Origin of the sequence: Paraburkholderia flava, from assembly GCF_004359985.1 — a bacterium.
In the GTDB taxonomy this organism is placed as follows: Bacteria; Pseudomonadota; Gammaproteobacteria; order Burkholderiales; family Burkholderiaceae; genus Paraburkholderia; species Paraburkholderia flava.
In genome coordinates, this window is sequence record NZ_SMRO01000001.1 from 15,043 (window position 1) to 36,562 (window position 21,520).

The following is a 21,520-nucleotide window of genomic DNA, read 5'->3' on the forward strand; positions in this document are numbered from 1 at the left end:
CGTGGTGGAGACGCTTACTGCAATGCGTTGCTCTGCAATTGCAGGCTGTCGATGAAAAGGGTCGCGGCGAGCAGATCGGCCGCACCGCCCGGCGATGCATTGAGCGCGAGTAACGCGCTGTCGAGTTCGGAGAGTGCCGCACAACCCGCGACCGTCGAACTGCCGCCGAGCGCCAGCACGCGTTGCGCACCATCGCGACCCGCTCGCAGTCCCGGCAGACCCGCGCGATGCAGCAGACAGGTGTCGTCGAGCGACGCCATGATCGCGAGCAGCGCATCGAGACGTGCGGACGTTTCGTCGATACCGCGATGGCGTGCCGCGTGCAGTGTAGGCAGGCCGACGTCGATCACATGCGGGAAGCCGTCCTGCGCTTCGCCGCGCGCGCCACCTACCTGATAGCGCGCTCGCACGCGTTCGCCGTGACTGTTCGCGGGTGCCGCAAAGCGGTCGGGGAAACACGCAATCTGCGCGGCCAGTGCGCAGATATTCGCGGCGTTATTCAAGTTACCGGAGGAGGTCGTCGCACACGCGTCGGCGGCATCGGCTGCATCGGCGCAGATCGCTGCACCCGCGACGAGCAATCCGACGATCCAGATCGCGCCACGATGCGCATTGCTGCCGTCGGTGGCCGCGAGCATCGCCTGTTCGCCGTCGCGACCGATTTGCGCGAGTTCGGTGCGCAGCGTCGCCGACGGTACGCGGCCACGTGCGGCGCGCGCGAGCGCCGCAAAAGTCGGTTCGAGCGTGCGCGCAGAACGCAGCATCGTCGCGAGATCGAGATCGCGATGTGCACCGCTGCCGCGACCGTCGACAAGCGCGGGCTTCGGCGTGAGTTCGACCTCGTCGATCAGTGCATCGACGGCGAGCGCGCCAAGCTGCGCATCCGACAACGCGACGACCGCAGCGCCACGACCGCAGCGACCATCGGTATCGATATAGCGAACAGGTAACGCGGCAGTCACGCTCATCGCATCACCAGCTGCGGAAACGCGCGGGCGGCGCGTACAGCCCGCCAGACCACGTGACGAGATCGTCGATACTGCGCGCCGCGAGCAGCGAGCGCTTCGCTTCGCCGCGCCGGATGCCGAGGTCTTCTGGATACGCGACGATGCCGCGCCGGCGCAACTCGGCCGTTTTCTCGGGCCGCGCACGCAGACCGACCGGCGTCACGCCGGCTACCGCCGCGATCGCCGCGCGCCGTTCGTCGATGCCTTCGGCCTTGTGCAGATGCGCGATGCCTTCTTCTGTGACGACGTGGCTCACATCGTCGCCGTAGATCATCACCGGGGCGATCGGCATGCCGTTTTTCGCGCCGACCGCGATCGCGTCGAGTTCATCGACGAAGGTCGGCTCGCCGCCTTTCTTGTACGTTTCCGCCATCTGCACGACGAGCTTGTGGCCGCGCGATACCGGACCTTCGTTTTTCAGCAGCTTCAACCACGCTGCGCTCGAATGACGTCGGCCGCGCGGATCGTGGCCCATGTTCGGCGCACCGCCGAAGCCCGCGAGCCGGCCGCGCGTGACCGTCGATGAATTCGCGTCGGCGTCGATCTGCAGCGTCGAGCCGATAAACAGATCGACACCGTACTGTCCGGCAAGCTGGCACAGCACGCGATTCGAGCGCAGGGTGCCGTCGCTGCCGGTGAAGAACACATCGGGCCGCGCTTCGATGTACGCCTCCATGCCGACCTCGCTGCCGAAGCAGTGCACGCTGTCGACCCAGCCCGACTCGATCGCGGGGATCAGCGTCGGGTGCGGATTGAGTGTCCAGTTGCGGCAGATCTTGCCTTTCAAGCCGAGCGCTTCGCCGTAAGTCGGTAGCAGCAGTTCGATCGCAGCGGTGTCGAAGCCGATGCCGTGATTCAGCGACGTGATGTTGTACGGCTCGTAGATGCCGCGGATCACCATCATCGCGGTCAGCACCTGCAGGTCGCCGATGTGACGCGGATCGCGCGTGAAGAGCGGTTCGACCGCGAACGGACGGTCCGCCTGCACGACCACGTCGACCCACGAACCCGGGATGTCGACACGCGGCAATTCGTCGACGATCTCGTTGACCTGCACGATCACGATGCCGTGACGGAACGCGGCGGCTTCGGCGATCGTCGGCGTGTCTTCGGTATTCGGACCGGTGTACAGATTGCCGTGCCGGTCGGCTTTCTCCGCGCACAGCAGCGCGACCTGCGGGCTCAGATCGACGAACATCCGCGCGTACAGCTCGACGTACGTGTAGATCGCACCGATCTCAAGCTGGCCGTCTTCGAGCAGTTGCGCGACGCGCAGACTCTGCGGACCGGCGAACGAAAAGTCGACCTTGTGCGCGATGCCGCGCTCGAACAGCGTCAGATGTTCGGGGCGGCTAATGCTGGAGATCAGCAGATGCACGTCGTGAATTTTCTGCGGATCGACCTGCGCGAGCGAGCGCGACAGAAAGTCGGCCTGCTTCTGGTTGTCGCCTTCGAGCGCGACGCGGTCGCCGGGGCAGATCAGCGTTTCGAGCGCATCGACGATGCGCGCAGAAGGCAGCACGCCGTCTTCGAGCCACGGCGCAATCGCAGCGAGGCGACGCGCTTTTTCATCGCGACGGGTGGTCCATGAGCGGGCGACGGGCGCGGCGGTGGAGGGCTTCATCGGAGGATTCAACTCCCGGATTGGGTGGTGCGTGAGCGTCGTGTGCGTGGGCGCTGTGACGAAACCGCCGCAGCTTCGGTCGCCGCGCGCTCATTGAGGAAACGGTACAGCAAATCGCCGGTGTCGAGCAGATGCGAAACCACCAGCGCCTGTGCGGCCGCGATGTCGCGCCGGACGACCGCATCGAGCAGCTCAGTGTGCTCGTGATCCGACGAGCCCTTGTGCGTCGGCACGTCCAGCTTCAGACGTAGATAACGTTCGCCACGCCGATGCAGCATCTCGAGCATGTCGTTCAACTGCGGACGCGCGGCGGGCGCGTACAGGCTCATGTGGAACGCTTCGTTACGCGCAACGTACAGCGATGGATTCGGCTCGCGTTCGGCGGCGCGGCACAGCTTTTCGGCGGCACGCAGCGTAGCGGGAGTGTGCAGCGGAATCGCGAGACTCAACGCAAGGCTTTCGAGCGCGGAACGGATCTCGTAGATCTCGCGTGCCTCGCTCGCCGACAGCGGCGCAACTGTCGCGCCCTTGTGCACCTCGACCTTGGCCCAGCCTTCGCTCTCCAGCTGACGCAGCGCTTCGCGCACCGGAATCGCGCTGACCGAGAAATGACGCGCGAGCGCGTCCTGCCGCAGCGGGGCGCCCGGCGCCAGCGTGCCGTCGACGATCGACGTGCGCAGCGCGTCCGCGATCATCCGCGCGGTGCTGGCCCGCGGGACCGTGGGCACCGACGGCAGGGCCGTGCGCTTGGCGCCGGCCAGGGGAAAACCATCTGTTGCGTCGCTCATAGGATCACATATTATATATAAAAAGACGCACATTCCAGCAGGGCAAACCCGGTTCTCTCGCGACACCCTGGGGCCCGCTGAACAAAGCGCACAGGCGGCGCACCGCGTAGACGCAGACCGTCACACGTGCCGCGCGGCGCCGTTCCGTTCCGACGTAATTCCAAATGTATGACCGACCGGAGGAGATGATGGATTCAATGACGGACCGCGCGCGGGTCGCGCGGAAACGCACGCCGCTCAATCGCTCGCAGATCACGGGGTTCTGGGGCGCGTGGGCAGGCTGGACGCTCGACGGGATGGACTCGTTCATCTACGCGCTCGTGCTCACGCCCGCGCTGACCGAACTGCTGCCGCGCTCGGGCTATGCGGCGACGCCCGCCAACGTCGGGCTCGCGGGCTCGATCCTGTTCGCGCTGTTTCTCGTCGGCTGGGGGCTGTCGTTCATCTGGGGGCCGCTCGCCGATCGCTTCGGCCGCACGCGCGTGCTCGCCGGCACGATTTTCACGTTCGCGATTTTCACCGGACTTGCCGCGACGTCGCACAACGTGTGGGAGCTGGGCATCTATCGCTTCATCGCGGGCATCGGTATCGGCGGCGAATGGGCGCTCGCGGGCACCTACGTCGCGGAAGCGTGGCCGGAGGATCGCCGCAAGATGGGCGCGGGTTATCTGCAGACTGGTTACTACGCGGGCTTCTTTCTCGCGGCGGCGTTGAACTACACGGTCGGCGTGCATTTCGGCTGGCGCGCGATGTTCCTCACCGGCGCCGTGCCGGTCGTCGTCGCGATCGTCGTGCTGCTGCGCGTGAAGGAATCGGAGAAGTGGCAGAAGGCCGAAGCGGGCGCGGCACGCACGCGGCCGATGCGGGAGATTCTCGGACCCACGTACCGGCGTCGCACATGGATCGCGTGCGCGCTGCTGACGATCGCGATCATCGGGCTGTGGGCCGGTGCCGTGTACGAACCGTCGGCGGTGATCCAGCTCGCGACGCGCGCCGGCATGGGGAAGGGCGAGGCGATCAAGATGGCGTCGCTGGCTACCGCCTTGCTGTCGATCGCAACGATCATCGGCTGTCTCGCGTTGCCGCCGCTCGCGGAACGTATCGGCCGACGCAAGACGCTCGCGATCTACTTCGCCGGGATGGCGATCTCGATCGTCGGTGCGTTCGGCTGGGCGTTCTATCTGCCGAACGGGCTCGCGCCGTTTATCGCGTGGCTCGTCGTGCTGGGTTTCTTCGGCGGCAACTTCGCGCTGTTCAGCCTGTGGTTGCCCGAGCAGTTCGAAACCCGCGTGCGCGCGACGGCGTTTGCGTTCTGCACGTCGTTCGGCCGCTTCGTCGGCGCGGGCGTGAACTTCCTGCTCGGCGCGGCAGTGCTGCACATGCATACGCTCGGCGTGCCGGTCGCACTGACGGCGATCGCGTTTGTCGTCGGGCTGTTCCTCATTCCGTTTGCACCGGAGACCAAAGGGGAAGTGTTGCCGCAGTAACAGCACTAGAGGTGTAGAGCACAAAGCAGACGGGGATGGCATGCCATCCCCGTTTGTCTTTTGACGCTGCTTTGTCGCGCGCGTCGCCTAGCTGCCCGTTCCGTATTGCAGCGACCCAGGCGTGGTCAGCAGACCACCCGTTTCGAGCAGCGTCTTGAGACCCGACAGCACCATCGGCCAGCCGCCGTACAGTTCCGGGTTCGCGCCTTCTCGCAGTTGATCGTGCGTCACGGTGAGCCGGCACGAGTCGCCGACCGGTTCGATTTCCCACGTCACACGCGACGTGCCTTCCACGCTCACGTCGTCGCTCCAGCGCGCATGAAAACTCTGCACGAGACGGCGCGGCGGATCGACCTCCAGATTCTCGCCATCGGCGATGACTGGCATGTCCGACTGACTCGCACCCGCAGGCGCGCCGGGCCGCGCTTCGTGACGCGAACCGGGCGTGTAGTCCGACACGACGCGCAGACCGAACGTGTACTTCGCGCGCAGCTCCGTGCTGGTGATCGCCTCCCACAGACGTTCGGGCGTCGTCTTGATATAGATCTCGTACACCTTCTCCATTGTCTTCTCCAGTTGGTCCTTCAGATCGCTCAGCGCCGTGACCCACGGCTCGGCAAATTTGCTCACCCAGCGGTCGTGGATAAGCCTGATCGGGACGGCATTCAGGAAGTGCAGCTTTTCGCGGCCGCGTCGCCGGGTCACGACGAGGCCCGCTTCTTCCAGCACCTTCAGATGCTTCATCACGCCGAAGCGCGTCATCGGCAGGCGTGCCTCGAGCGCGCCCAGCGTCTGGCCATCCTCCCTGAACAGCTCGTCGAGCAGGCTGCGGCGGGTCGGATCGGAGAGGGCTCGGAATACGTCGTCCATGGAGCGGATAATAGGTGACCATAAAGTCACATGTCAAGGATCGCGTGTCCCGAAGATTCGTAGTCGCAAAAAAGCCGCCGGACCCGGAAGGGTCGCGGCGGCTTTGCCACGCTGCGTGTCGAGTGAGCGACGATGAGGCTACATATGCCAGCGCGCAGTCGCCGTCAGCGTACGCGGAGCACCCGGCATGTTGAACATATCCGCGTTGCCGTGAGCAGCGATGAAGTACTTGCGGTCGAACAGGTTGTCGAGCGTGAGCGTCACGTCGACCTTCTTGCCGTGATAGCCCGCGCCGAGATCGAACGTGACGAACGACGGCAGCGTCACCGCGTCGCTCGCGGACGTGTAGCGCGCCGACTGGAACTGCGCGCCGCCCGCTGCATAGAAACCGTACGGCAGATCGCGCTTGAGCCAGATGCTCGCGCTGTGACGCGGCATCAGGCCCGGCGTGTTGTCCTTCAGGATGAGTCCCGATGCGGAGGCCTGCGGTGAACCGTCGACGCTCCCGTTCATGTACGTGTAGCCCGCGTACACCGACCACTTCGGCGCGATCTCGCCGGTCAGTCCGAGTTCGAGGCCGCGCGAGCGCTGCGTGCCGATCGGCAGCGAGAAGCTCGGGTTACTCGGATCGGCGATCTGCTGGTTGGTCTGCTTCATGTCGAAGAGCGCGACGCTCGCGCTCGCGCGCCCGGCGATGTCGAACTTCGAACCGATCTCGAACGCCGAGGTTTTTTGCGGCGCGAGCGTGGAGCCGTTCGCGACCGCGCCGTTCGAGATCAGTGTGTCGGCGAGCGGCGAGAACGACTGGCTGTACGACGCGTACAACGACACCCAGTCGAGCGGTTCGTAGATCAGCCCGACGCGTGGGCTCCAGTTGCGGTCCGTACGGTCGAGGTTGATTTGCGCGGCCGTGTAGTCGCGCCGCGTCTGCTGCAGATAATCGAAGCGCACGCCGGCCAGCACCTTCCAGTGCTCGGTCAGCGAGATCAGATCCTGTGCGTAGACGCCTGCAAGGCCAAGCACCGTCGATGCATTGGTCTTCGGTGTCAACCCTGCGGGCATGCCGGGGATCGTCACGAGTTGCGGATTGAACAGGTCGTAGGTCGCGACCTTCGTGCGGGAATACAGCGTGTCGAACTTCTGCTGCTGCGACAACTCGACGCCGTACAGCAGTTCGTGCTTCATCCCGAACAGCGTGGTTTTCTGCGTCAGTTCGAACAGACTGTCGACGCCGTGGTCCTGACGAAAACGCGTCGACTGGTCGAGCGTGACGACCGGGTTCACGGCCGTCTTGATCGGCTCGTAGGTCGCGTAGTTTTTGCGTTCGAGCGAAAAGTCGTACGCACGCACGGCCGCGTGGAACGACAGCGAATCGTTGAAACGATGATCGAGCGACGCCGTCGCGCTCTTTGCGCTGATGTCGTTGTACGAGGAGCTCGCTGCGTCGGCGGAACCGTAGTACGTCTGGATCGGCACGTTCACCGGACGGCCCAGGTACGCGGGCAGCCCCTGATCCGATGTTCGACGATCGTGCAGATAATCGAACTCGAGATTGATCGTCGTATCGCGATCGATGCGGAACTGCGCGGACGGTGCGATCGCCTGGCGGTTCAACTGGAACTGGTTGCGGAAGCTGTTCGAGTTTTCTGCTGCGCCGGTGATGCGGAAGCGCGCAGCGTCGTTCGCGTTCCAGCCGAGATCGAAATCGCCGCGCCGCTCGCCTTCGGTGCCGAGCGACACGCCGACCGACTGCTCCGGATTCGCCTGCGGCTTCTTCAGCACACGGTTGATAATGCCGCCCGCCGAGCCGCGACCATACAGCACGGCGGCCGGCCCCTTCAGCACGTCGATGCGTTCGACGTTCGACAGATCGCGATAGTAGAGCGCATCGTCGCGAATGCCGTCGACGTACTGGTCCGTGATCGCGTTGAAGCCACGGATCGTCACCTGATCGCGCTGACCGTCGCCGACCGAGAAGCCGAGACCCGGCACGTTGCGCAACGCGTCCTGCAACGACGTCGCGTTCTGTTCGTCGAGCAGCGCGCGCGGGATCACGTTGACGGTCTGCGGGACTTCGATCAACGACATGCTGGTCTTCGTCGCCGTGTTCGATTTGCCTGCGTCGTATGAGCGGCGGTCGACGGTCGAGGTGACCGAGATCGCGGGCAACGTCGTGCCGGCGGTGGCTGTAGCTGCAGCGGCTGGATCGGCGGGAGCCTGCTGTGCGAGCAGCGGTTTGGCGGCGGCGAGGGAGGCAGTGGCGACGAGCAGGGCGCGGTAGGTCTTCTTTCTGTTCTTCATGAAGCGTGATGCGTGAGCAGGCGTGGATGGAATGGGACGAGCGTTGACATAGCGATGCCTGCGCGCGGCGCGCGGGGGCGGAAAGCGAGGTGAGCGAGGTGAGCGATTCCCCTGTGGTTGATCGATTAACTGCCGGTGCTGCGAACGTGATGAAATCGAACCGGCCGGGGAGCCGAAGAGGCGGTCGCGCAAAAGTGCGGACGCACGACATCGGCTGCCGCGGACGGCATGTCGATGTGGGGATGGGAGGTTGTGTATGTGCGCGCCGGATGGATCGTCGCGTCACCGATGCTGGGTCAGTCGCCCAGCTCGTAAGATTTGGAAATTATATGCGGGAAAGATATTTGAAGGCGAATGGTCGGGTTGGTTGAAGGGGGATTGAAACATAGCGTCAACTGCCATCGACGCATAATCGCGAGCGGCGATGAGCGGCTCGCGAAAGAAGTCGCCCCGACTCACTCCGCCTGCCTGCGCCGTACCCCATGCCGCAGCACCGACACCATCGGCCACCCGAGATTCACCCCCAGACTCGCGACGACAATCAACACCATCCCCGCCAGTTGCGGAACCGACAGCGCACGGTGATAGACGATCGCATCGACGGCAATCGCGGTCAGCGGATAGACGAACAGCAGCACGGCGATGACCGGCGTCGTGAGCTTCGGCAGCGCGCCGTAGATCAGCACGTACGACAGCCCGGTGTGCAGCACGCCCATGCCGACGAGCCAGAACCACTGTTGCGGCTGGATATGCACGGCGTCGAGCGGCGCCGTGAACGACGCGATCACCGGCAGACACACCACGCCGACCAGACATTGCGCGAGCGTCAGCAGATGAGGGCGCAGATCGCCGAGACTTTTCGCGATCAGCGTGACGGCCGCATACAGCACCGAGCCGGCGAGCGCTTCGGCGATACCGATCAGGTAGCTCGTATGCCCCTGCAGGTTGCCGGCCGCCGCGACACCCGACGCGAGCACGAGCCCGACGAAGGCCGTCGCGATCCAGCTCAGCCGGTCGATACCGAGCGGCTCGCGAAACAGCGCCGCGCCGATCAGCACGACCCAGAACGGCTGCACATGAAACACGACAGTCGACACCGCGATGCTGGTGCGATGGATCGAATCGAAGAAGACGACCCACTGCGTGACCATCAGCACGCCGGACACGAACGCGAGCGCGACCGTGCGTCGCGTGAAATGGCGGCGCGCGAAAAAGCCTTTCCACGCACAGTACCCGGCGAGTGCGAAGAAGCCGAACAGGCAGCGGAAAAACACCATCGTCAGCGCGCCGAGCCGCGCTTCCTCGACGAATACGCCGAGCGTGCCCATCAGCAGTCCGCCCGCGGCGAGCGTGACCGCGCCTTGTTGACGGTCGGTGAATGACATGCCGAAGCGACTCCGTAAACGATGATGAAATCGAGTATCGGCGACTTGTAAGCTCGCTACAAACGAATTAAATTTAGAAATTCCATAAGATAGATTGATAAATCATGCACCCGGAATTCGACATCGATCTGCTGCGCACGTTTGTCGCGGTGGTGGAGACGGGCAGTTTCACGAAGGCGGCGGTGGCGGTGCATCGGTCGCAGGCGGCGGTGAGCATGCAGATCAAGCGGCTCGAGCGGATGCTCGGCACGACGCTGTTTGCGCGCGACACACGCAACCTCGCACTGACCCGGCCCGGCAACACGCTGCTCGAATACGCGCGACGTGTGATCGATCTGCATCACGAGGCGTGGTCTGCGATCGTGCGACCGGAGGTGACCGGGCGCGTGGTGCTCGGCGCGCCGGACGATTACGTCGCGTCGTTGCTGTCGCCGGTGTTGCGGCGCTTCTCGAATCTGTACCCGCATGTGGAGATCGAGATCGTCTGCGCGCAGAGCACGTCGCTTGCGCCGATGCTCGCCGACAACAAGATCGATCTCGCGTTCGTCACGCGCGACCGCAAGCTGCGCGGCGAATTCGTGCGGCGTGAGCCGATGGTGTGGGTTGGGTCATCGGAGGATACGGCCGTGCTCGCGGCGTCGCCGTTGCCGGTCGGTCTGTACGAGCCGGGTTGCGTTGCGCGTCAGCACACGCTCGCCGCGCTCGATGCCGCGAAGATTCGCTATCGCGCCGCGTACAGCAGTGCGAGTTTGCTGGGTCTTGTCGCGACAGTCGATGCGGGGCTCGCGGTGATTGCGCTCGCGCGTTGCAGCGTGCCGTCGCGGCTGTCGATACTCGGCGAAGCGCAGGGCTTGCCTGCGATCGAGCCGCTTGAGATCGTCGTCGCGCGCAGTGCTAAATCGGATCGACCTACCTGCGACTATCTTGCTGCGCAGATGGTGCAGGATCTTGGGGTGCGGGTGCCGGCTAGAGCTTCGTCTGCATCTGCGGCGGAGGGGGCGTCGGCGCAGGCTTGATCAAGCCCACAAACTAAGCCCGCGGATAAGCAACCGCAGCACCGTCGACAGCCAGCATCACCCGCTCACCCGGCTCCGGACTGCGATACCCCGGCACACGCGCCCGCACCACAGTGCGCGAAGCCGATTGCAATTGCAGATCGACGGTCGCGTCCTGCCCCTGGAACACGCGCGCCTGCACGACTGCTTCAAGCAGCGGCGCACCGACCGGCGAAGCTTCGTTCGCATGCAGCACGCGGATCTGTTCGGGCCGCACCATCACATCGACGGGACCATCGGCGACCGGTTTCCACAGACGCAATGCACCTAGCTCGCACGTCGCAATCCCGTCACGTACTTCTCCCGCGAGCAGCACCGCTTCACCGACGAACGCCGCGAGTTCGCGCGTCGCCGGCTCGCGATACAGCGTCTGCGGCGTCGCGGTCTGGATCAGCTTGCCTTGCCACAGCACCGCGACTTCATGACCGAGCGACAGCGCTTCCGATTGATCGTGCGTGACGAGCACAGCGGTCGATCCTGCCGCCGCCAGCGCCTGCGCAACCGCTTGTCTCGTTTCGATGCGCAGTGCGGCATCGAGCGACGAGAACGGCTCGTCGAGCATCACGAGCGTCGGCGACGGCGCGAGCGCGCGCGCCAGTGCAACACGCTGCTGCTGACCGCCGGACAACTGCTGCGGCGCGCGCGTCGCGAACGCAGCGGGCAGGCCGACCAGTTCGAGCAGTTCCGCGACGCGATGGCGTACGCGCCGCTGCGCGCGCGGCAACCCGAACACGATGTTGTCGGCGACCGACAGATGCGGAAACAGCGCGCCTTCCTGCGGTACGTAGCCGATGCGTCGCTGTTCGGACGGCAGATGCAGTCCTTCGCCCGCGACGCGCCGCCCGTCGATCTCGACCGTGCCTCCGTCCGCGCGCTCGAAGCCGCACAGCACACGCAGCAGCGTTGTCTTGCCACTACCCGACGGGCCCAACAGCGCGAGCAGCGTGCCGCGCTCGACCGACAGATCGATGCCGTGCAGCACCGGATGACCGTCGAACGCTTTGCGCAGACCGCCGATACGTAATTCGCTCATGAAATTCCAGTGGAAGACTTAACGCTCGCGTTCAACGCTCGCGTTCAACGCACGTGTCGAACGCTCACGTGCGCTCGCCGCGCAACGCTGAGCGCCCAAGCAGCGCGAACAGCAGCCCTGACGCGCACAGCGAGATGCCGGTCAGCAGCGCGGCATACGGCGCGGCGGCGGCGAACGCCATCGTCGATGTGTCGGCCCAGACCTGAGTGGCGAGCGTACGCGTGTCGATCGGCGAGAGTAGCAGCGTTGCGTTGAGTTCGGTGACGACCGAGATGAAGACCATCGCTGCCGCCGCACCGAGTCCCGGACCGGCGAGCGGCAGCAACACGCGCAGCAGGGTTTGCATCCAGCCGAGGCCGAGCGAGCGCGCAGTTTCTTCGAGCCGCGGCTGCGCCTGCATCAGCGCCGCACGCACGCTGACGAGCGCGAGTGGTAAAAATAAAATCGCATACACGATGACGAGCAGCGTCGCACTCTGATACAGCGGCTGCAACGCGTGCACTGCGAGCGACACGATCGCGAGCGCGATCACGAGACCCGGCACGCCCTGCGCGATGAACACGGTGCGCTCGAACAACGTCGCGAGACGGCTGGGGTAGCGCACGAGCAGGAATGCGAGCGGAATCGCGAGCGCGGTGGTCAGCGCGGCGGCCGCGACACCGAAACCAAGCGACGACAGTGTCGCGTTCAGCAGCAGTTCGGGCGACACGTCGGCGGGCGTGACGGCAGCGGCGCCCGGTTGTGTGAGCCAGAAGCCGATCATCCCGAGCGGCACGCCGAGCGTCGCAATCGCGAGCGCGGCGAAGCCCGCGACGACGAGCCAGCGCCACGCGCCGAGGTCGTAGCGCAGCACCGCGCGACGCGTGCCGCGATCGACGCGCTCGTAACGCGCCGCACCGCGCACGCGGAATTCGAACGCGAGACACACGAGGCACATCACGATCAGCAGACACGCCAGCAGCGATGCGCCGCCGCCGTCGAAACTGGTGCGGTACTCCGCGTAGATTTCGGTCGTGAACGTGTGAAAGCGCAGCAGCGTGAACGCGCCGAATTCGGACAGCACGCCGAGCGCGACCAGCAGCATGCCGCCGAGCAGCGCAGGTCTTAACTGGGGCAGCACGACGCGCACGAATGTCGAGAGCCGGCCGCAGCCGAGCGCGCGCGCACTTTCTTCAAGCGCCGGATCCATGTTGCGTAGCGCGGCAGCGACCGGCAGATAGACGAGCGGGAAATACGTCGATGTGATCACCAGCAGCGCGCCGGCGAAATCCTGCAGATCGAGACTGAACGACACCCACGCATAGCTGGTGATGAACGCGGGCATCGCGAGCGGCGCCGCGCTGAGCACGGCCCACACGCGGCGTCCCGGCAGATGCGTGCGTTCGACGAACCACGCGGCGGCCGTGCCGATCACGGCGGACGCGAGCGTCGCCGCACCGGTGATCATCAGCGTGTTGACGAGCAACTCGCCGACCAGCGGCCGGAACACGAGGTCGACCGCGTCGGCGGCGCCGAAGCTCGCTGCGCGCCAGAACGTCAGCGCAATCGGCAGCAGCACCAGCAGCGCGCTCAACGCAGCCGTGGCCAGCAACCCGCGCGGCGCGCGCACGCGCGTGCGCACAGCCGCTGCGCCGCCAGGCAGCGCGACGGGCAAACCGGCTGACGACGCGTCGCTCATTTACAGCAGGCCTGCCTGGCGCAGCAGCTTGCCGGCCTGGCTGTCGTCGCCGAGTTGCTGGATCGTCAGCGTCGGCGGGTTCAGTTCGTTGAACGGCTTCAGGATCGGGTCCGGTGCGACGCCCGCGTGCAGCGGATATTCGAACTCGACATGGCTTTGCGCAACCAGCGTCTGCGCACGCTCACTGACCAGATATGCGAGGAATTTCTGCGCACCGTCAGCGTTGTGCGCAGTCTTCAATACGGCCGCACCCGACACGTTAACGAGCGCGCCCGCATCGCCATGACCGAAGTGATAGATCGCGCTACGTGTCGCCTTGTCGCCGATTTCAGCGTGCAGACGCGCCCAGTAGTAGTTATTGATCAGACCGGTCGCGACCCCGCCGCGATTGACCGCGGCCACCACGCCTTCGTCGTCGTCGAAAATCTGCGCGTTGGTCTTCAATCCCTTGAGCCATTCGAGCGTTTGCGCTTCGCCCTTCAAGGCGAGCACGGCGCTCACGAGCGGCAGAAAATCGCCGTCGCTTGGCGCGATGCCGACGCGGCCTTTCCATTCCGGCTTCGCGAGATCGAACAGCGACTGCGGCAGTTGCGACGGCTGCACCTTTGCCGTGTTGTACGCGAGCACGTTCTCGCGCGCCGTCACGCCGACCCATGCGCCGGTCGGCGAACTAAAGCGGGCGGGGACGGTGGCGAGCGTCGTCGGATCGACCTTGCCGAGCAGGCCTTTTTCTTCGAGCAGCATCAGCTCGGGCGAGTTCTCGGTGAAGTAGACGTCGGCCGGCGACGCCGCGCCTTCCGCGACGATCTGCGCGGCGAGTGCCGGGCCTTCGCCGCTGCGGACCTTCACGGAGATGCCGGTCTGCTTCTCGAAGTCCTTCGTCAGCATGTTGACGACCTGCTCGTGCTGCGCGTTGTACAGCACGATCGACGCGGCGTGCGCGGACGGCAGCGTGCCGAACGTCGCAACAGCGAATGAGGCGGCAGCGCCGAGCACGCGCAGACGCGTGCGGAACGAGGAGTGGGTCATGGTCGTAGCGTGTCCTTCTTTCTTTTAAGCCGTTGAATGAGCGTGGATCGACAGAGACTCAGGCGTCGAACAGTTCCGCACCGATGAACGAGCCTTGTCGCGTGCCCGGCGGACACGCGAAGATCGCGCTGCCGACGTGCGTCGTGAACTGGTTCATCAGGTCGAACTTCGACAGCTTCTCGTTGATCGGAATAAAGCCGGTACGCGGGTCGCCCTGGTGAGCGATAAAAATCAGCCCCGCGTCGTACTCGGTTTCCTGGCGCCATGGCGGCCAGCGCTCGATGTAGAAGTTCGTGCCGTCGTTGTACGAATACGAACGTCGCAAGATTTGCGAGCCGTTGTTCGATGCATGGTTCGACAGACGGACGTGCGAATTGTCCGGGATCACCGGATTGCCGTCCTTGTCCTGCGCGTCGAGATTGACCGCGTCGAACTCGTTCTTCGAGCCGATCGGTGCGCCGCTGTACTTGTGGCGGCCGAACACCTGCTCCTGGAAGCCGAGTTCCATCTGGTCCCAGTGTTCGAGCGTGATACGGATGCGGCGCACGACCGTGTATGTACCGCCTTGCATCCACGGCGCGTCGGCGGCATTCGCCCAGACGAATTCGTTCATCAGCGACGGCTGCTTCGTCGACGGATTGTTGGTGCCGTCCTTGAAGCCCATCAGATTGCGCGGCGTCTGGTCGCGTGCGCCCGACAGGAAGCCCGCCTGGCCCCAGCGCATCTGCGCGCTGCCGTACGCCATTCGCGCGAGCTGACGTACCGCGTGAAACGCGACCTGTGGATCGTTCGCGCAGGCCTGGATGAACAGATCGCCGCCGGTCTTCTCCGCGATCAGTTGATCGCCGTTGAAGCGCGGCAGATCGACGAGCGCAGCGGGGCGTTTCTGTGCGAGGCCGTAGCGGTCCTTGCCTTCGTGCGTGAAGAGACCCGGACCGAAGCCGAACGTCACCGTCAAACCCGATGCGCCGATGCCGAGCACGTCGCCGGAATCGCCTGCAGGTTTGTCGTCTGCTGTTTGCAGCGAAGTCGCGGTCGCGCCTTGTGTCATCTTCGCGGCGGCGTCGGTCCACGCGCGCAGCAGCGCGATTACGTCGTCGCGTTTCTCGGTCGTAAGATCGAGCGCGGCGACGTACGCGTGGCTCTGCTGCGGCGTGACGATGCCGCCTTGATGCGCGCCGAAAAACGGCTCGACGGCTTGCGTCGGGTCCGTCGGCGCATGCGCGGTTTTAGCGAGCGCGGCCTGCGCGGTGGGCGCGAGTCCTGCTGCGGCGCCGGCTGCAACTGCCGCGCCGCCCGCTTTCAGGAAACCGCGCCGCGCGGGCTGCGAGGGAGAGGATGGATCGTTGGCCATGACTGTCACCGTTACCGTTACTGTTGCCGTTGCCGTTATTTCGCGAGCACCAGCGTGTTCACGTCGTCCTGCACGTAATAGAAGCCGTCGCCTTCGGGCGTCAACGCGATCCCGAACAGATCGCCGTTGCCCGGCGGCGATTGTGCCTTGTCGGTGTCGATCCAGCGCGCGTACAGCTGCTTGCTGGTTGCCGGATCGATCTCGACGACCTGGCCGTTCAGCGCGTTGGTCACGAGCAGGTGACCGTTCGGCGCGGTGACCATCGCGAGTGGGCGATGCAGCAGCCCGTCGGCGGTCAGTTGACGGCCGACGCCCGCGCTGCTGTCGCGCGTCATCGGATCGTCGATTTCGTTCACGCGATTGCCGATCGCATCCGACACATACAGCAGCTTCTGATCGGCGGACAATGCGAGCCCGGTCGGCCCGACGAGGAACACGCCCTTGTCGGCCTGCGCGCCGAAGCCGCTGCCCACGACGGTTTCCTTCTTCACGACGGGCGGCTTGCCCTGCGGAATATCGAGGTCGAGACGCAGCACGGTGGCCTGCTTGAAGACCGGCGGATCGCCCGCGGCCGAACCGACACCGAAGCCCGCGTTGCTGACGAACAGCGTCGCGCTCGTGCCGTTGTCGACGACCGCCATGTTGCCCCACGGGTCGTTGATGTTCTGGCTGACGATCGTCGACGCGATCTTGCCCTGGCTATCCAGCACGATCAGACAGCCGGCGCCTTTCGTGCCGGTCGTGCCGTCATTGCTCGGCGTGCTGCCGACGATCACCCAGCCCGACTTCAGCATCGTCATCGCCGTCGACAGGCCGATGCCGCCCGGGCATTCCTTGAGGTCGCGCGGGATCGACGCGAACAGCGACATCTGCTTCGTGTCGGGGTGGTAGTCGACGATCGTGCTGCCGGTGCCTTGCAGGTTGGTCGAGTTGTTGAAGTTGTCGACGAGCACGTCGCCTTGCTTCACCGTGCCCGACGACACCGGCGCCACGACGATCGCGTACGGGTTCTGGTCGCCGTTGTCGGGCACCGTGTTGATCAAGGTGGTGTGATGGTGCAGCGTTTCGAGGAAGCCTTGCGGCTCGGCCTGCGCGACGGTGGCCGAGGCAAGCGCGAATGCGCCGGCTGCGACAGCGAGCGTGGTGCGAACGGTGCGCGACGAAAGTCTGCGCGTCAGATGTTTCATGTGATTCTCCGTGCCTGCGCACAAAGCGTTGAGTGCGGTCATGATCGAGGCTGAATGGAAGTAGCGGATGACGGGGCGCTCAGAACGTGATGTTGGTCCGCACGCCGACAACGAACGTGTTGCGCAGCGGCTGCGTCGCGTCGCTCGGGTTCTGGCCCGCGCCCGCGTTGAACGTGTACTGCGCGTCGGCCTGGATCTGCCACCAAGGCGTCGCCTGATAGATGTAGGTGGCTTCCAGCGTCGTTTCGCTCGTGCGGATGCCGTACGGGCCGGCGGCAACCGCAGCCGCGTCCTGATCGAGTCCGTGAATGCCGTTGCCGACCTTGATGTAGGTCGCGGCGAGACCGACGCTGTCGTTGTCGCGTCCGGCGAACGGCGCTTTCATCACGACGCCGACGTTCGCTGCCAGGCTCACGAGATTGCGGTCGCCCGGTGCGCCCATCACACGCGCGAACACGCCGATGCTGCGCGGCTCGTCGGGGTCGGGACGCCAGATCATCTGGTCGGCGACGGCATAGATGCTGTAATCGCCGTGATGCTGACTCGCGTTGCCGGTCGTGGCCGGGTTCGCGAGCGACAGTCCTGTGTTGTCGTAACGCTGATCGGCGAAGCGGCCGTTGTTGTACCAGAGGCCGATCTTGTAGGTGCCCGGCAGACCGTTCGAACCCGTGCCGACCATTTCCCCGTCGGCCGGCTGGTTGATCGCGTACTGCAACTCGCCGATATACAGCGCGCCGGTGTGCAGGTTGAAGTTCGTCCCGCTGATGTTGTTCGGATTGTTGCCAAGCGGATCGCCGTCGAACACGCCCGCGAGCGCAGTCAACGACGGCGTGATCTGGCCGCGCACGCGGATGCCGAGATCCGCGAGCGGATAAGCGGGGCCACCCGACGGCATGTCGTACGACGGCAGCGCGGGCCAGCCGAACATCGTGTTGATGAACGTGGCCGAGTACTGGCTCGTGATGAATTCCTGATCGATGCTCTGCTGACCGACCTTCACGTCGACCCGTTTGTTCAGGAACGACTGCTGGTACCACAGCTCCCACAGACGCGTCGTGTCCTGTGCCTCGATGCCGGACGCGGTGTTCAACGTACCGAGCTTGTTCGCGCTCAGGTTCTGGCCGTGAATGTTCAGCGCGCTCACGTTGAAGAGACCGCCGGGCAGACCGAACGCTTTCTGCGTGTCGACCTGAACGGTCGCTGTCGTCAGACCGTCGTAATCGCCGCCGGTGTGCAGACCGCCGCGCAGGTTCGCGAGGTACTCGCTGGTCTCGGTCAGGCTGAACGTGACGCCGTATTTGCCGAGCCACGGACGCAGCCCGCCGATATCGCCGAGCAGGTTCTGCCGCGTCATGACACCGGTCCACTGGTTGGTCTGCTGGGCCTGGATTTTCAGGTCGGCTTCCGGCGCTTCGGGTGCGGCGTCGGGATTCGTTTCGGCAAACGACGTCTGCGCGGTGAAGGCCGTGCACGCGAAGACGGAGTACAGCGCGGTACACAGCGCCGCCTTGCGCATCGACGACGGCAGGTGCCGCGCGCGAGTCGATGCGCGTCCTGTCAAGAGGGCGAAGGTCATGTGAATCCTTGTGTTGTTTTATTGACCGTGCCGGTCCGCATCCGCCGCGTTCGGGCACCGTCGTCCGGTACAGGATCGCCGCGCCGGGTTGGCGACTTCCGGGGCGTCGATGGGCGCATCGTACGCAGGCCCAATATGCGAGTCAATATAAATGAGAACGATTCGCAACAACTTTACTGTGTGTAAACTCGGGCATTACGGAAGGCTGTCGGTCATCGTTAAAAGTCGCCGAAAAGACGCCTTCACGTAAGACAAATGCATCTCAGAAAGGGGCGCTCGCAAAGGCGCGGCGCTATCATCGGATTCATCATCGCGATGCGCGTCATGCCGACGAAGCGCATCGACAGAACCGGACACCTCGATGCCCTATACGTTTGACCTGGATGCCTACTTCGCACGTATCGGTTACTCGGGACCGCGTACGCCGACGCTCGACGTACTGCGCGAACTGCACCAGCTGCATCCTTATACGATCCCTTTCGAAAACCTCGATCCGCTGACCGGCCAACGCGTGCGGCTCGAGCCATCGGCGGTCGCGGACAAACTGGTCGCGCGTCGTCGCGGCGGCTACTGCTTCGAGCAGAACGCGCTGTTCGCGCAGGTGCTGACGCAACTCGGTTTTCGCGTGACGCCGCTGATCGGTCGCGTGATGTGGGACCGCGAGCCCGGCACCGTCGGCGCGCGCACGCACATGATCCTGCGCATCGATCTCGACGGCGGCTCATGGATGGCGGACGTCGGCTTTGGCGTGGTCACGGTCACCGCGCCGCTGCGGCTCGTCGCGGACGAACTTCAACAGACGCCGCACGAAACGTTTCGTCTCGTGAATGCACCGAACGGCGCATTCGATCTCGAAGTGCTGACCGGCGATGCACTGGACAAGTCAAAGAAGATCTATCGCTTCGATCTGCAGCGCGCCGAGCCTGCCGATTACGAAGCGGCGAACTGGTACACGTCGACGTATCCCGAGTCGCTGTTCGTCACGCAACTGGTGGTGTGTCGCGTGACGCCGGAGGCGCGGCTGACGCTCTTCAACGACCGCTTTACCGAACGCAGGCAGGACGGCCACGGCACCGAGCGCACGCTCGGCAACGCGCGCGAACTTGCGCTGTGTCTGCGCGATGCGTTCGGTCTCGACCTCACCGGCATCGACGTCGAGTCGATCTACGCGCGCGTCAGCGAAGTCGCGGCCGGCGTGTAAAACCATTGATGCCATGGAGCCCACGATGCAGACCCGCCTGTACGTCCAGACCTTCGGTTCGCTTGCCGTGATGGGCGTGCTGCTGTTCGGCGCGGCGGGCACGGTCATGTGGCCGGCGGCGTGGTGCTTTCTGATCGAGCTCGGTGCGCTGGGTTTGTGGCTCGGCCTCTGGCTCGCGCGTGTCGATCCGGCGCTGCTCGCCGAACGCCTCGGCTCGCTCGTGCAGAAACAGCAGAAGCCGTGGGACCGGGTCTTCATGCTGTGTGCCGCGATGATCTGGTGCGCGTGGCTCGTGCTGATCGCGCTCGATGCGCGGCGCTTCCACTGGTCGACGATGCCGCGTTCGCTGGCCGCGCTCGGGTCGCTCGGTATTCTTGTCAGCATCGTCGTGACGCGTTTCGTGTTTCGCGCGAACAGCTACGCGTCGCCGGTCGTGAAGCTGCAGAGCGAGCGCGGTCACAAGGTCGCCGACACCGGGCCGTACGCGTACGTGCGTCATCCGATGTACGCCGGCGCGATTCCGTTCCTCGCCGGTACGCCGCTGCTGCTCGGCTCGTGGTGGGGCTTCGCGTGCATGCCGTTTGTCGTCGCCGCGCTCGCCGTGCGCGCGGTGCTGGAAGAGCGGATGCTGATCGAGCAACTCGACGGCTATGCGGCCTACGCAGCCCGCGTCCGCTACCGGTTGATTCCCGGTATCTGGTGATTCCTTTCCCACTTTCCGCATTTCCGCGCAGCATCGGTGCACGACGCACCACCTTCTAACCTGTCTAGACAAAATGCACCGCTGGTGCACATCGATCGTCCCTGTCCGAAACCTCTTGGAAAGATTCGAGGCTCCACGAACATCCTTATTTATAGGGGTTTCTTAGGGCTTACCCGAGCTTCACCGCCAATTTAACAGTTTTCCCTTGCATCGATTTTTTAGCTCGGGCAAGCTTGTCTAGTCAAATTCAGCGACACAGTGATCGACGTGTCGGCAGCGGCATTCTCAATCTCAAGGAGAGGTTCGATGGGCAAGCGCAGCACGTTGGCAAAGGCATGGATCGGCGCGATGGTCGGCGCCGTCGCAATTCTCTCGGCACCGGTGCAGGCGAAAGACTGGAAGACGGTGACGATCGCGCTCGAAGGCGGTTACGCGCCGTGGAATCTGACACTGCCCGGCGGCAAGCTCGGCGGCTTCGAGCCGGAGCTGGTCGCGAACCTGTGCACGCGCATCAAGCTGCAATGCAATCTCGTCGCGCAGGACTGGGACGGGATGATTCCGGGTCTGCAGGCCGGCAAGTTCGACGTGTTGATGGACGCGATCTCGATCACGCCCGAGCGCGAAAAGATCATCGCGTTCTCGCGACCCTACGCCGCGACCCCGGCGACCTTCGCGGTCACCGACACGAAGATCCTGCCGAAGTCGTCGCCGACGGCACCCGCCGTCAAACTGACCGGCGATCCAAAGACCGACCAGCCGACCGTCGATGCACTGCGTAAGCAGCTGAAGGGTAAGACGATCGGCATCCAGTCGGGCACCGTCTATACGAAGTTCATCAACGACAGCTTCAAGGACATCGCGACGATCCGCGTGTACAAGACGTCGCCCGAACGCGATCTCGATCTGGTCGCGGGCCGTATCGACGCATCGTTCGACGACGTGACGTACTACGCCGCGAACATGGACAAGAAAGAGAACGCGTCGATCGTGCTGGCCGGACCGAAGATCGGCGGCCCGATCTGGGGCCCGGGCGAAGGGCTCGCGTTCCGCAAGCAGGACGCCGACCTGAAGGCGAAGTTCGACACCGCGATCGGCGCGGCGCTTGCCGACGGCACCGTGAAGAAGCTCGCCGACAAGTGGTTCAAGACCGACGTGACGCCTTGATGTGACGTGACGTAACGACGGCGCTCGTCGCCGTCGCAGCAGCACCGCAATAAGCAACGCAGGCAGGACAGGTAGAAG

The 21,520-nt window shown here is 64.7% G+C and carries 17 protein-coding genes and 1 pseudogene; 5 read left to right on the forward strand and 13 right to left on the reverse strand.

The genetic code is table 11. The annotated features are described in order from the left end of the window. Positions 1-14: 14 nt before the first annotated feature. From E1748_RS00095 to E1748_RS00105, 3 genes are read right to left on the reverse strand one after another with little or no spacing between them, the layout of a single operon-like run. Positions 15-968: a triphosphoribosyl-dephospho-CoA synthase gene (locus tag E1748_RS00095; RefSeq protein WP_133645131.1), complete on the reverse strand. Its 954-nt coding sequence runs from the start codon at positions 966-968 to the stop codon at positions 15-17. Positions 969-972: 4 nt separating this feature from the next. After that, positions 973-2,631: a malonate decarboxylase subunit alpha gene (gene mdcA / locus E1748_RS00100; RefSeq protein ID WP_133645132.1), complete on the reverse strand. Its 1,659-nt coding sequence runs from the start codon at positions 2,629-2,631 to the stop codon at positions 973-975. Positions 2,632-2,639: 8 nt separating this feature from the next. After that, on the reverse strand, positions 2,640-3,419 hold the full coding sequence (locus E1748_RS00105) for a GntR family transcriptional regulator (RefSeq protein ID WP_133645133.1): 780 nt from the start codon (positions 3,417-3,419) through the stop codon (positions 2,640-2,642). A gap of 188 nt (positions 3,420-3,607) precedes the next feature. On the opposite strand from E1748_RS00105, the gene E1748_RS00110 reads away from it, so the two are divergent. Further along, a complete protein-coding gene (locus tag E1748_RS00110; protein ID WP_133645134.1) occupies positions 3,608-4,906 on the forward strand; it encodes an MFS transporter in 1,299 nt (432 codons plus the stop codon). A gap of 87 nt (positions 4,907-4,993) precedes the next feature. Here the strand turns inward: E1748_RS00110 and E1748_RS31660 are convergent, their stop codons facing one another. From E1748_RS31660 to E1748_RS00125, 4 genes and pseudogenes are all read right to left on the reverse strand, one after another. Further along, the gene (locus E1748_RS31660) at positions 4,994-5,470 is read right to left on the reverse strand and encodes an SRPBCC family protein (RefSeq protein WP_240766458.1); all 477 of its coding nucleotides are present in this window, start codon (positions 5,468-5,470) and stop codon (positions 4,994-4,996) included. A gap of 3 nt (positions 5,471-5,473) precedes the next feature. Continuing rightward, positions 5,474-5,776: pseudogene (locus tag E1748_RS31665) on the reverse strand (ArsR/SmtB family transcription factor); the annotation flags it as partial. A gap of 138 nt (positions 5,777-5,914) precedes the next feature. Next, the gene (locus E1748_RS00120; protein WP_133645136.1) at positions 5,915-8,077 is read right to left on the reverse strand and encodes a TonB-dependent receptor; all 2,163 of its coding nucleotides are present in this window, start codon (positions 8,075-8,077) and stop codon (positions 5,915-5,917) included. A 455-nt stretch (positions 8,078-8,532) separates the two neighbouring features. Then, entirely contained in the window at positions 8,533-9,462 is a 930-nt protein-coding gene (locus E1748_RS00125) for a DMT family transporter (RefSeq protein WP_133645137.1), read from the reverse strand. Between the two features lie 104 nt (positions 9,463-9,566). Between E1748_RS00125 and E1748_RS00130 the strand changes: the two genes are divergently transcribed. Further along, on the forward strand, positions 9,567-10,478 hold the full coding sequence (locus E1748_RS00130) for a LysR family transcriptional regulator (RefSeq protein ID WP_133645138.1): 912 nt from the start codon (positions 9,567-9,569) through the stop codon (positions 10,476-10,478). A gap of 13 nt (positions 10,479-10,491) precedes the next feature. Here E1748_RS00130 and E1748_RS00135 read toward each other — a convergent pair whose 3' ends face one another. The 6 genes from E1748_RS00135 to E1748_RS00160 form a co-directional block, all read right to left on the reverse strand. Continuing rightward, positions 10,492-11,550 (reverse strand): ABC transporter ATP-binding protein, encoded by a 1,059-nt coding sequence (locus E1748_RS00135; RefSeq protein ID WP_133645139.1) that lies wholly within the window; start codon positions 11,548-11,550, stop codon positions 10,492-10,494. A 64-nt stretch (positions 11,551-11,614) separates the two neighbouring features. Then, entirely contained in the window at positions 11,615-13,228 is a 1,614-nt protein-coding gene (locus E1748_RS00140) for an ABC transporter permease (RefSeq protein WP_133645140.1), read from the reverse strand. After that, positions 13,229-14,257: an iron ABC transporter substrate-binding protein gene (locus E1748_RS00145; protein WP_133645141.1), complete on the reverse strand. Its 1,029-nt coding sequence runs from the start codon at positions 14,255-14,257 to the stop codon at positions 13,229-13,231. It lies immediately after the preceding gene. A 58-nt stretch (positions 14,258-14,315) separates the two neighbouring features. Continuing rightward, a complete protein-coding gene (gene efeB, locus E1748_RS00150; protein WP_133645142.1) occupies positions 14,316-15,611 on the reverse strand; it encodes an iron uptake transporter deferrochelatase/peroxidase subunit in 1,296 nt (431 codons plus the stop codon). Between the two features lie 35 nt (positions 15,612-15,646). After that, positions 15,647-16,798, reverse strand: coding sequence for an NHL repeat-containing protein (locus tag E1748_RS00155; RefSeq protein WP_133645143.1), 1,152 nt, complete (start codon positions 16,796-16,798; stop codon positions 15,647-15,649). A 79-nt stretch (positions 16,799-16,877) separates the two neighbouring features. After that, entirely contained in the window at positions 16,878-18,374 is a 1,497-nt protein-coding gene (locus tag E1748_RS00160) for a carbohydrate porin (RefSeq protein WP_133645144.1), read from the reverse strand. A 361-nt stretch (positions 18,375-18,735) separates the two neighbouring features. Between E1748_RS00160 and E1748_RS00165 the strand changes: the two genes are divergently transcribed. The 3 genes from E1748_RS00165 (at position 18,736) to E1748_RS00175 (ending at position 21,442) form a co-directional block, all read left to right on the forward strand. Further along, positions 18,736-19,575 carry an arylamine N-acetyltransferase family protein gene (locus E1748_RS00165; RefSeq protein ID WP_133645145.1) on the forward strand — a complete coding sequence of 280 codons (840 nt, stop codon included), beginning with the start codon at positions 18,736-18,738 and terminating at the stop codon, positions 19,573-19,575. 25 nt (positions 19,576-19,600) lie between these two features. Then, positions 19,601-20,278: a methyltransferase family protein gene (locus tag E1748_RS00170; protein WP_133645146.1), complete on the forward strand. Its 678-nt coding sequence runs from the start codon at positions 19,601-19,603 to the stop codon at positions 20,276-20,278. Positions 20,279-20,584: 306 nt separating this feature from the next. After that, entirely contained in the window at positions 20,585-21,442 is an 858-nt protein-coding gene (locus E1748_RS00175; RefSeq protein ID WP_133645147.1) for a transporter substrate-binding domain-containing protein, read from the forward strand. The last annotated feature ends 78 nt before the right edge of the window (positions 21,443-21,520 follow it).

What these genes read in the sequence shown, in the direction of transcription:
- E1748_RS00095 (WP_133645131.1), bottom strand. Translation starts at nt 968, where the DNA reads ATGAGCGTGACTGCCGCGTTACCTGTTCGCTATATCGATACCGATGGT.
- mdcA (WP_133645132.1), bottom strand. Translation starts at nt 2,631, where the DNA reads ATGAAGCCCTCCACCGCCGCGCCCGTCGCCCGCTCATGGACCACCCGT.
- E1748_RS00105 (WP_133645133.1), bottom strand. Translation starts at nt 3,419, where the DNA reads ATGAGCGACGCAACAGATGGTTTTCCCCTGGCCGGCGCCAAGCGCACG.
- E1748_RS00110 (WP_133645134.1), top strand. Translation starts at nt 3,608, where the DNA reads ATGGATTCAATGACGGACCGCGCGCGGGTCGCGCGGAAACGCACGCCG.
- E1748_RS31660 (WP_240766458.1), bottom strand. Translation starts at nt 5,470, where the DNA reads ATGGAGAAGGTGTACGAGATCTATATCAAGACGACGCCCGAACGTCTG.
- E1748_RS00120 (WP_133645136.1), bottom strand. Translation starts at nt 8,077, where the DNA reads ATGAAGAACAGAAAGAAGACCTACCGCGCCCTGCTCGTCGCCACTGCC.
- E1748_RS00125 (WP_133645137.1), bottom strand. Translation starts at nt 9,462, where the DNA reads ATGTCATTCACCGACCGTCAACAAGGCGCGGTCACGCTCGCCGCGGGC.
- E1748_RS00130 (WP_133645138.1), top strand. Translation starts at nt 9,567, where the DNA reads ATGCACCCGGAATTCGACATCGATCTGCTGCGCACGTTTGTCGCGGTG.
- E1748_RS00135 (WP_133645139.1), bottom strand. Translation starts at nt 11,550, where the DNA reads ATGAGCGAATTACGTATCGGCGGTCTGCGCAAAGCGTTCGACGGTCAT.
- E1748_RS00140 (WP_133645140.1), bottom strand. Translation starts at nt 13,228, where the DNA reads ATGAGCGACGCGTCGTCAGCCGGTTTGCCCGTCGCGCTGCCTGGCGGC.
- E1748_RS00145 (WP_133645141.1), bottom strand. Translation starts at nt 14,257, where the DNA reads ATGACCCACTCCTCGTTCCGCACGCGTCTGCGCGTGCTCGGCGCTGCC.
- efeB (WP_133645142.1), bottom strand. Translation starts at nt 15,611, where the DNA reads ATGGCCAACGATCCATCCTCTCCCTCGCAGCCCGCGCGGCGCGGTTTC.
- E1748_RS00155 (WP_133645143.1), bottom strand. Translation starts at nt 16,798, where the DNA reads ATGAAACATCTGACGCGCAGACTTTCGTCGCGCACCGTTCGCACCACG.
- E1748_RS00160 (WP_133645144.1), bottom strand. Translation starts at nt 18,374, where the DNA reads ATGACCTTCGCCCTCTTGACAGGACGCGCATCGACTCGCGCGCGGCAC.
- E1748_RS00165 (WP_133645145.1), top strand. Translation starts at nt 18,736, where the DNA reads ATGCCCTATACGTTTGACCTGGATGCCTACTTCGCACGTATCGGTTAC.
- E1748_RS00170 (WP_133645146.1), top strand. Translation starts at nt 19,601, where the DNA reads ATGCAGACCCGCCTGTACGTCCAGACCTTCGGTTCGCTTGCCGTGATG.
- E1748_RS00175 (WP_133645147.1), top strand. Translation starts at nt 20,585, where the DNA reads ATGGGCAAGCGCAGCACGTTGGCAAAGGCATGGATCGGCGCGATGGTC.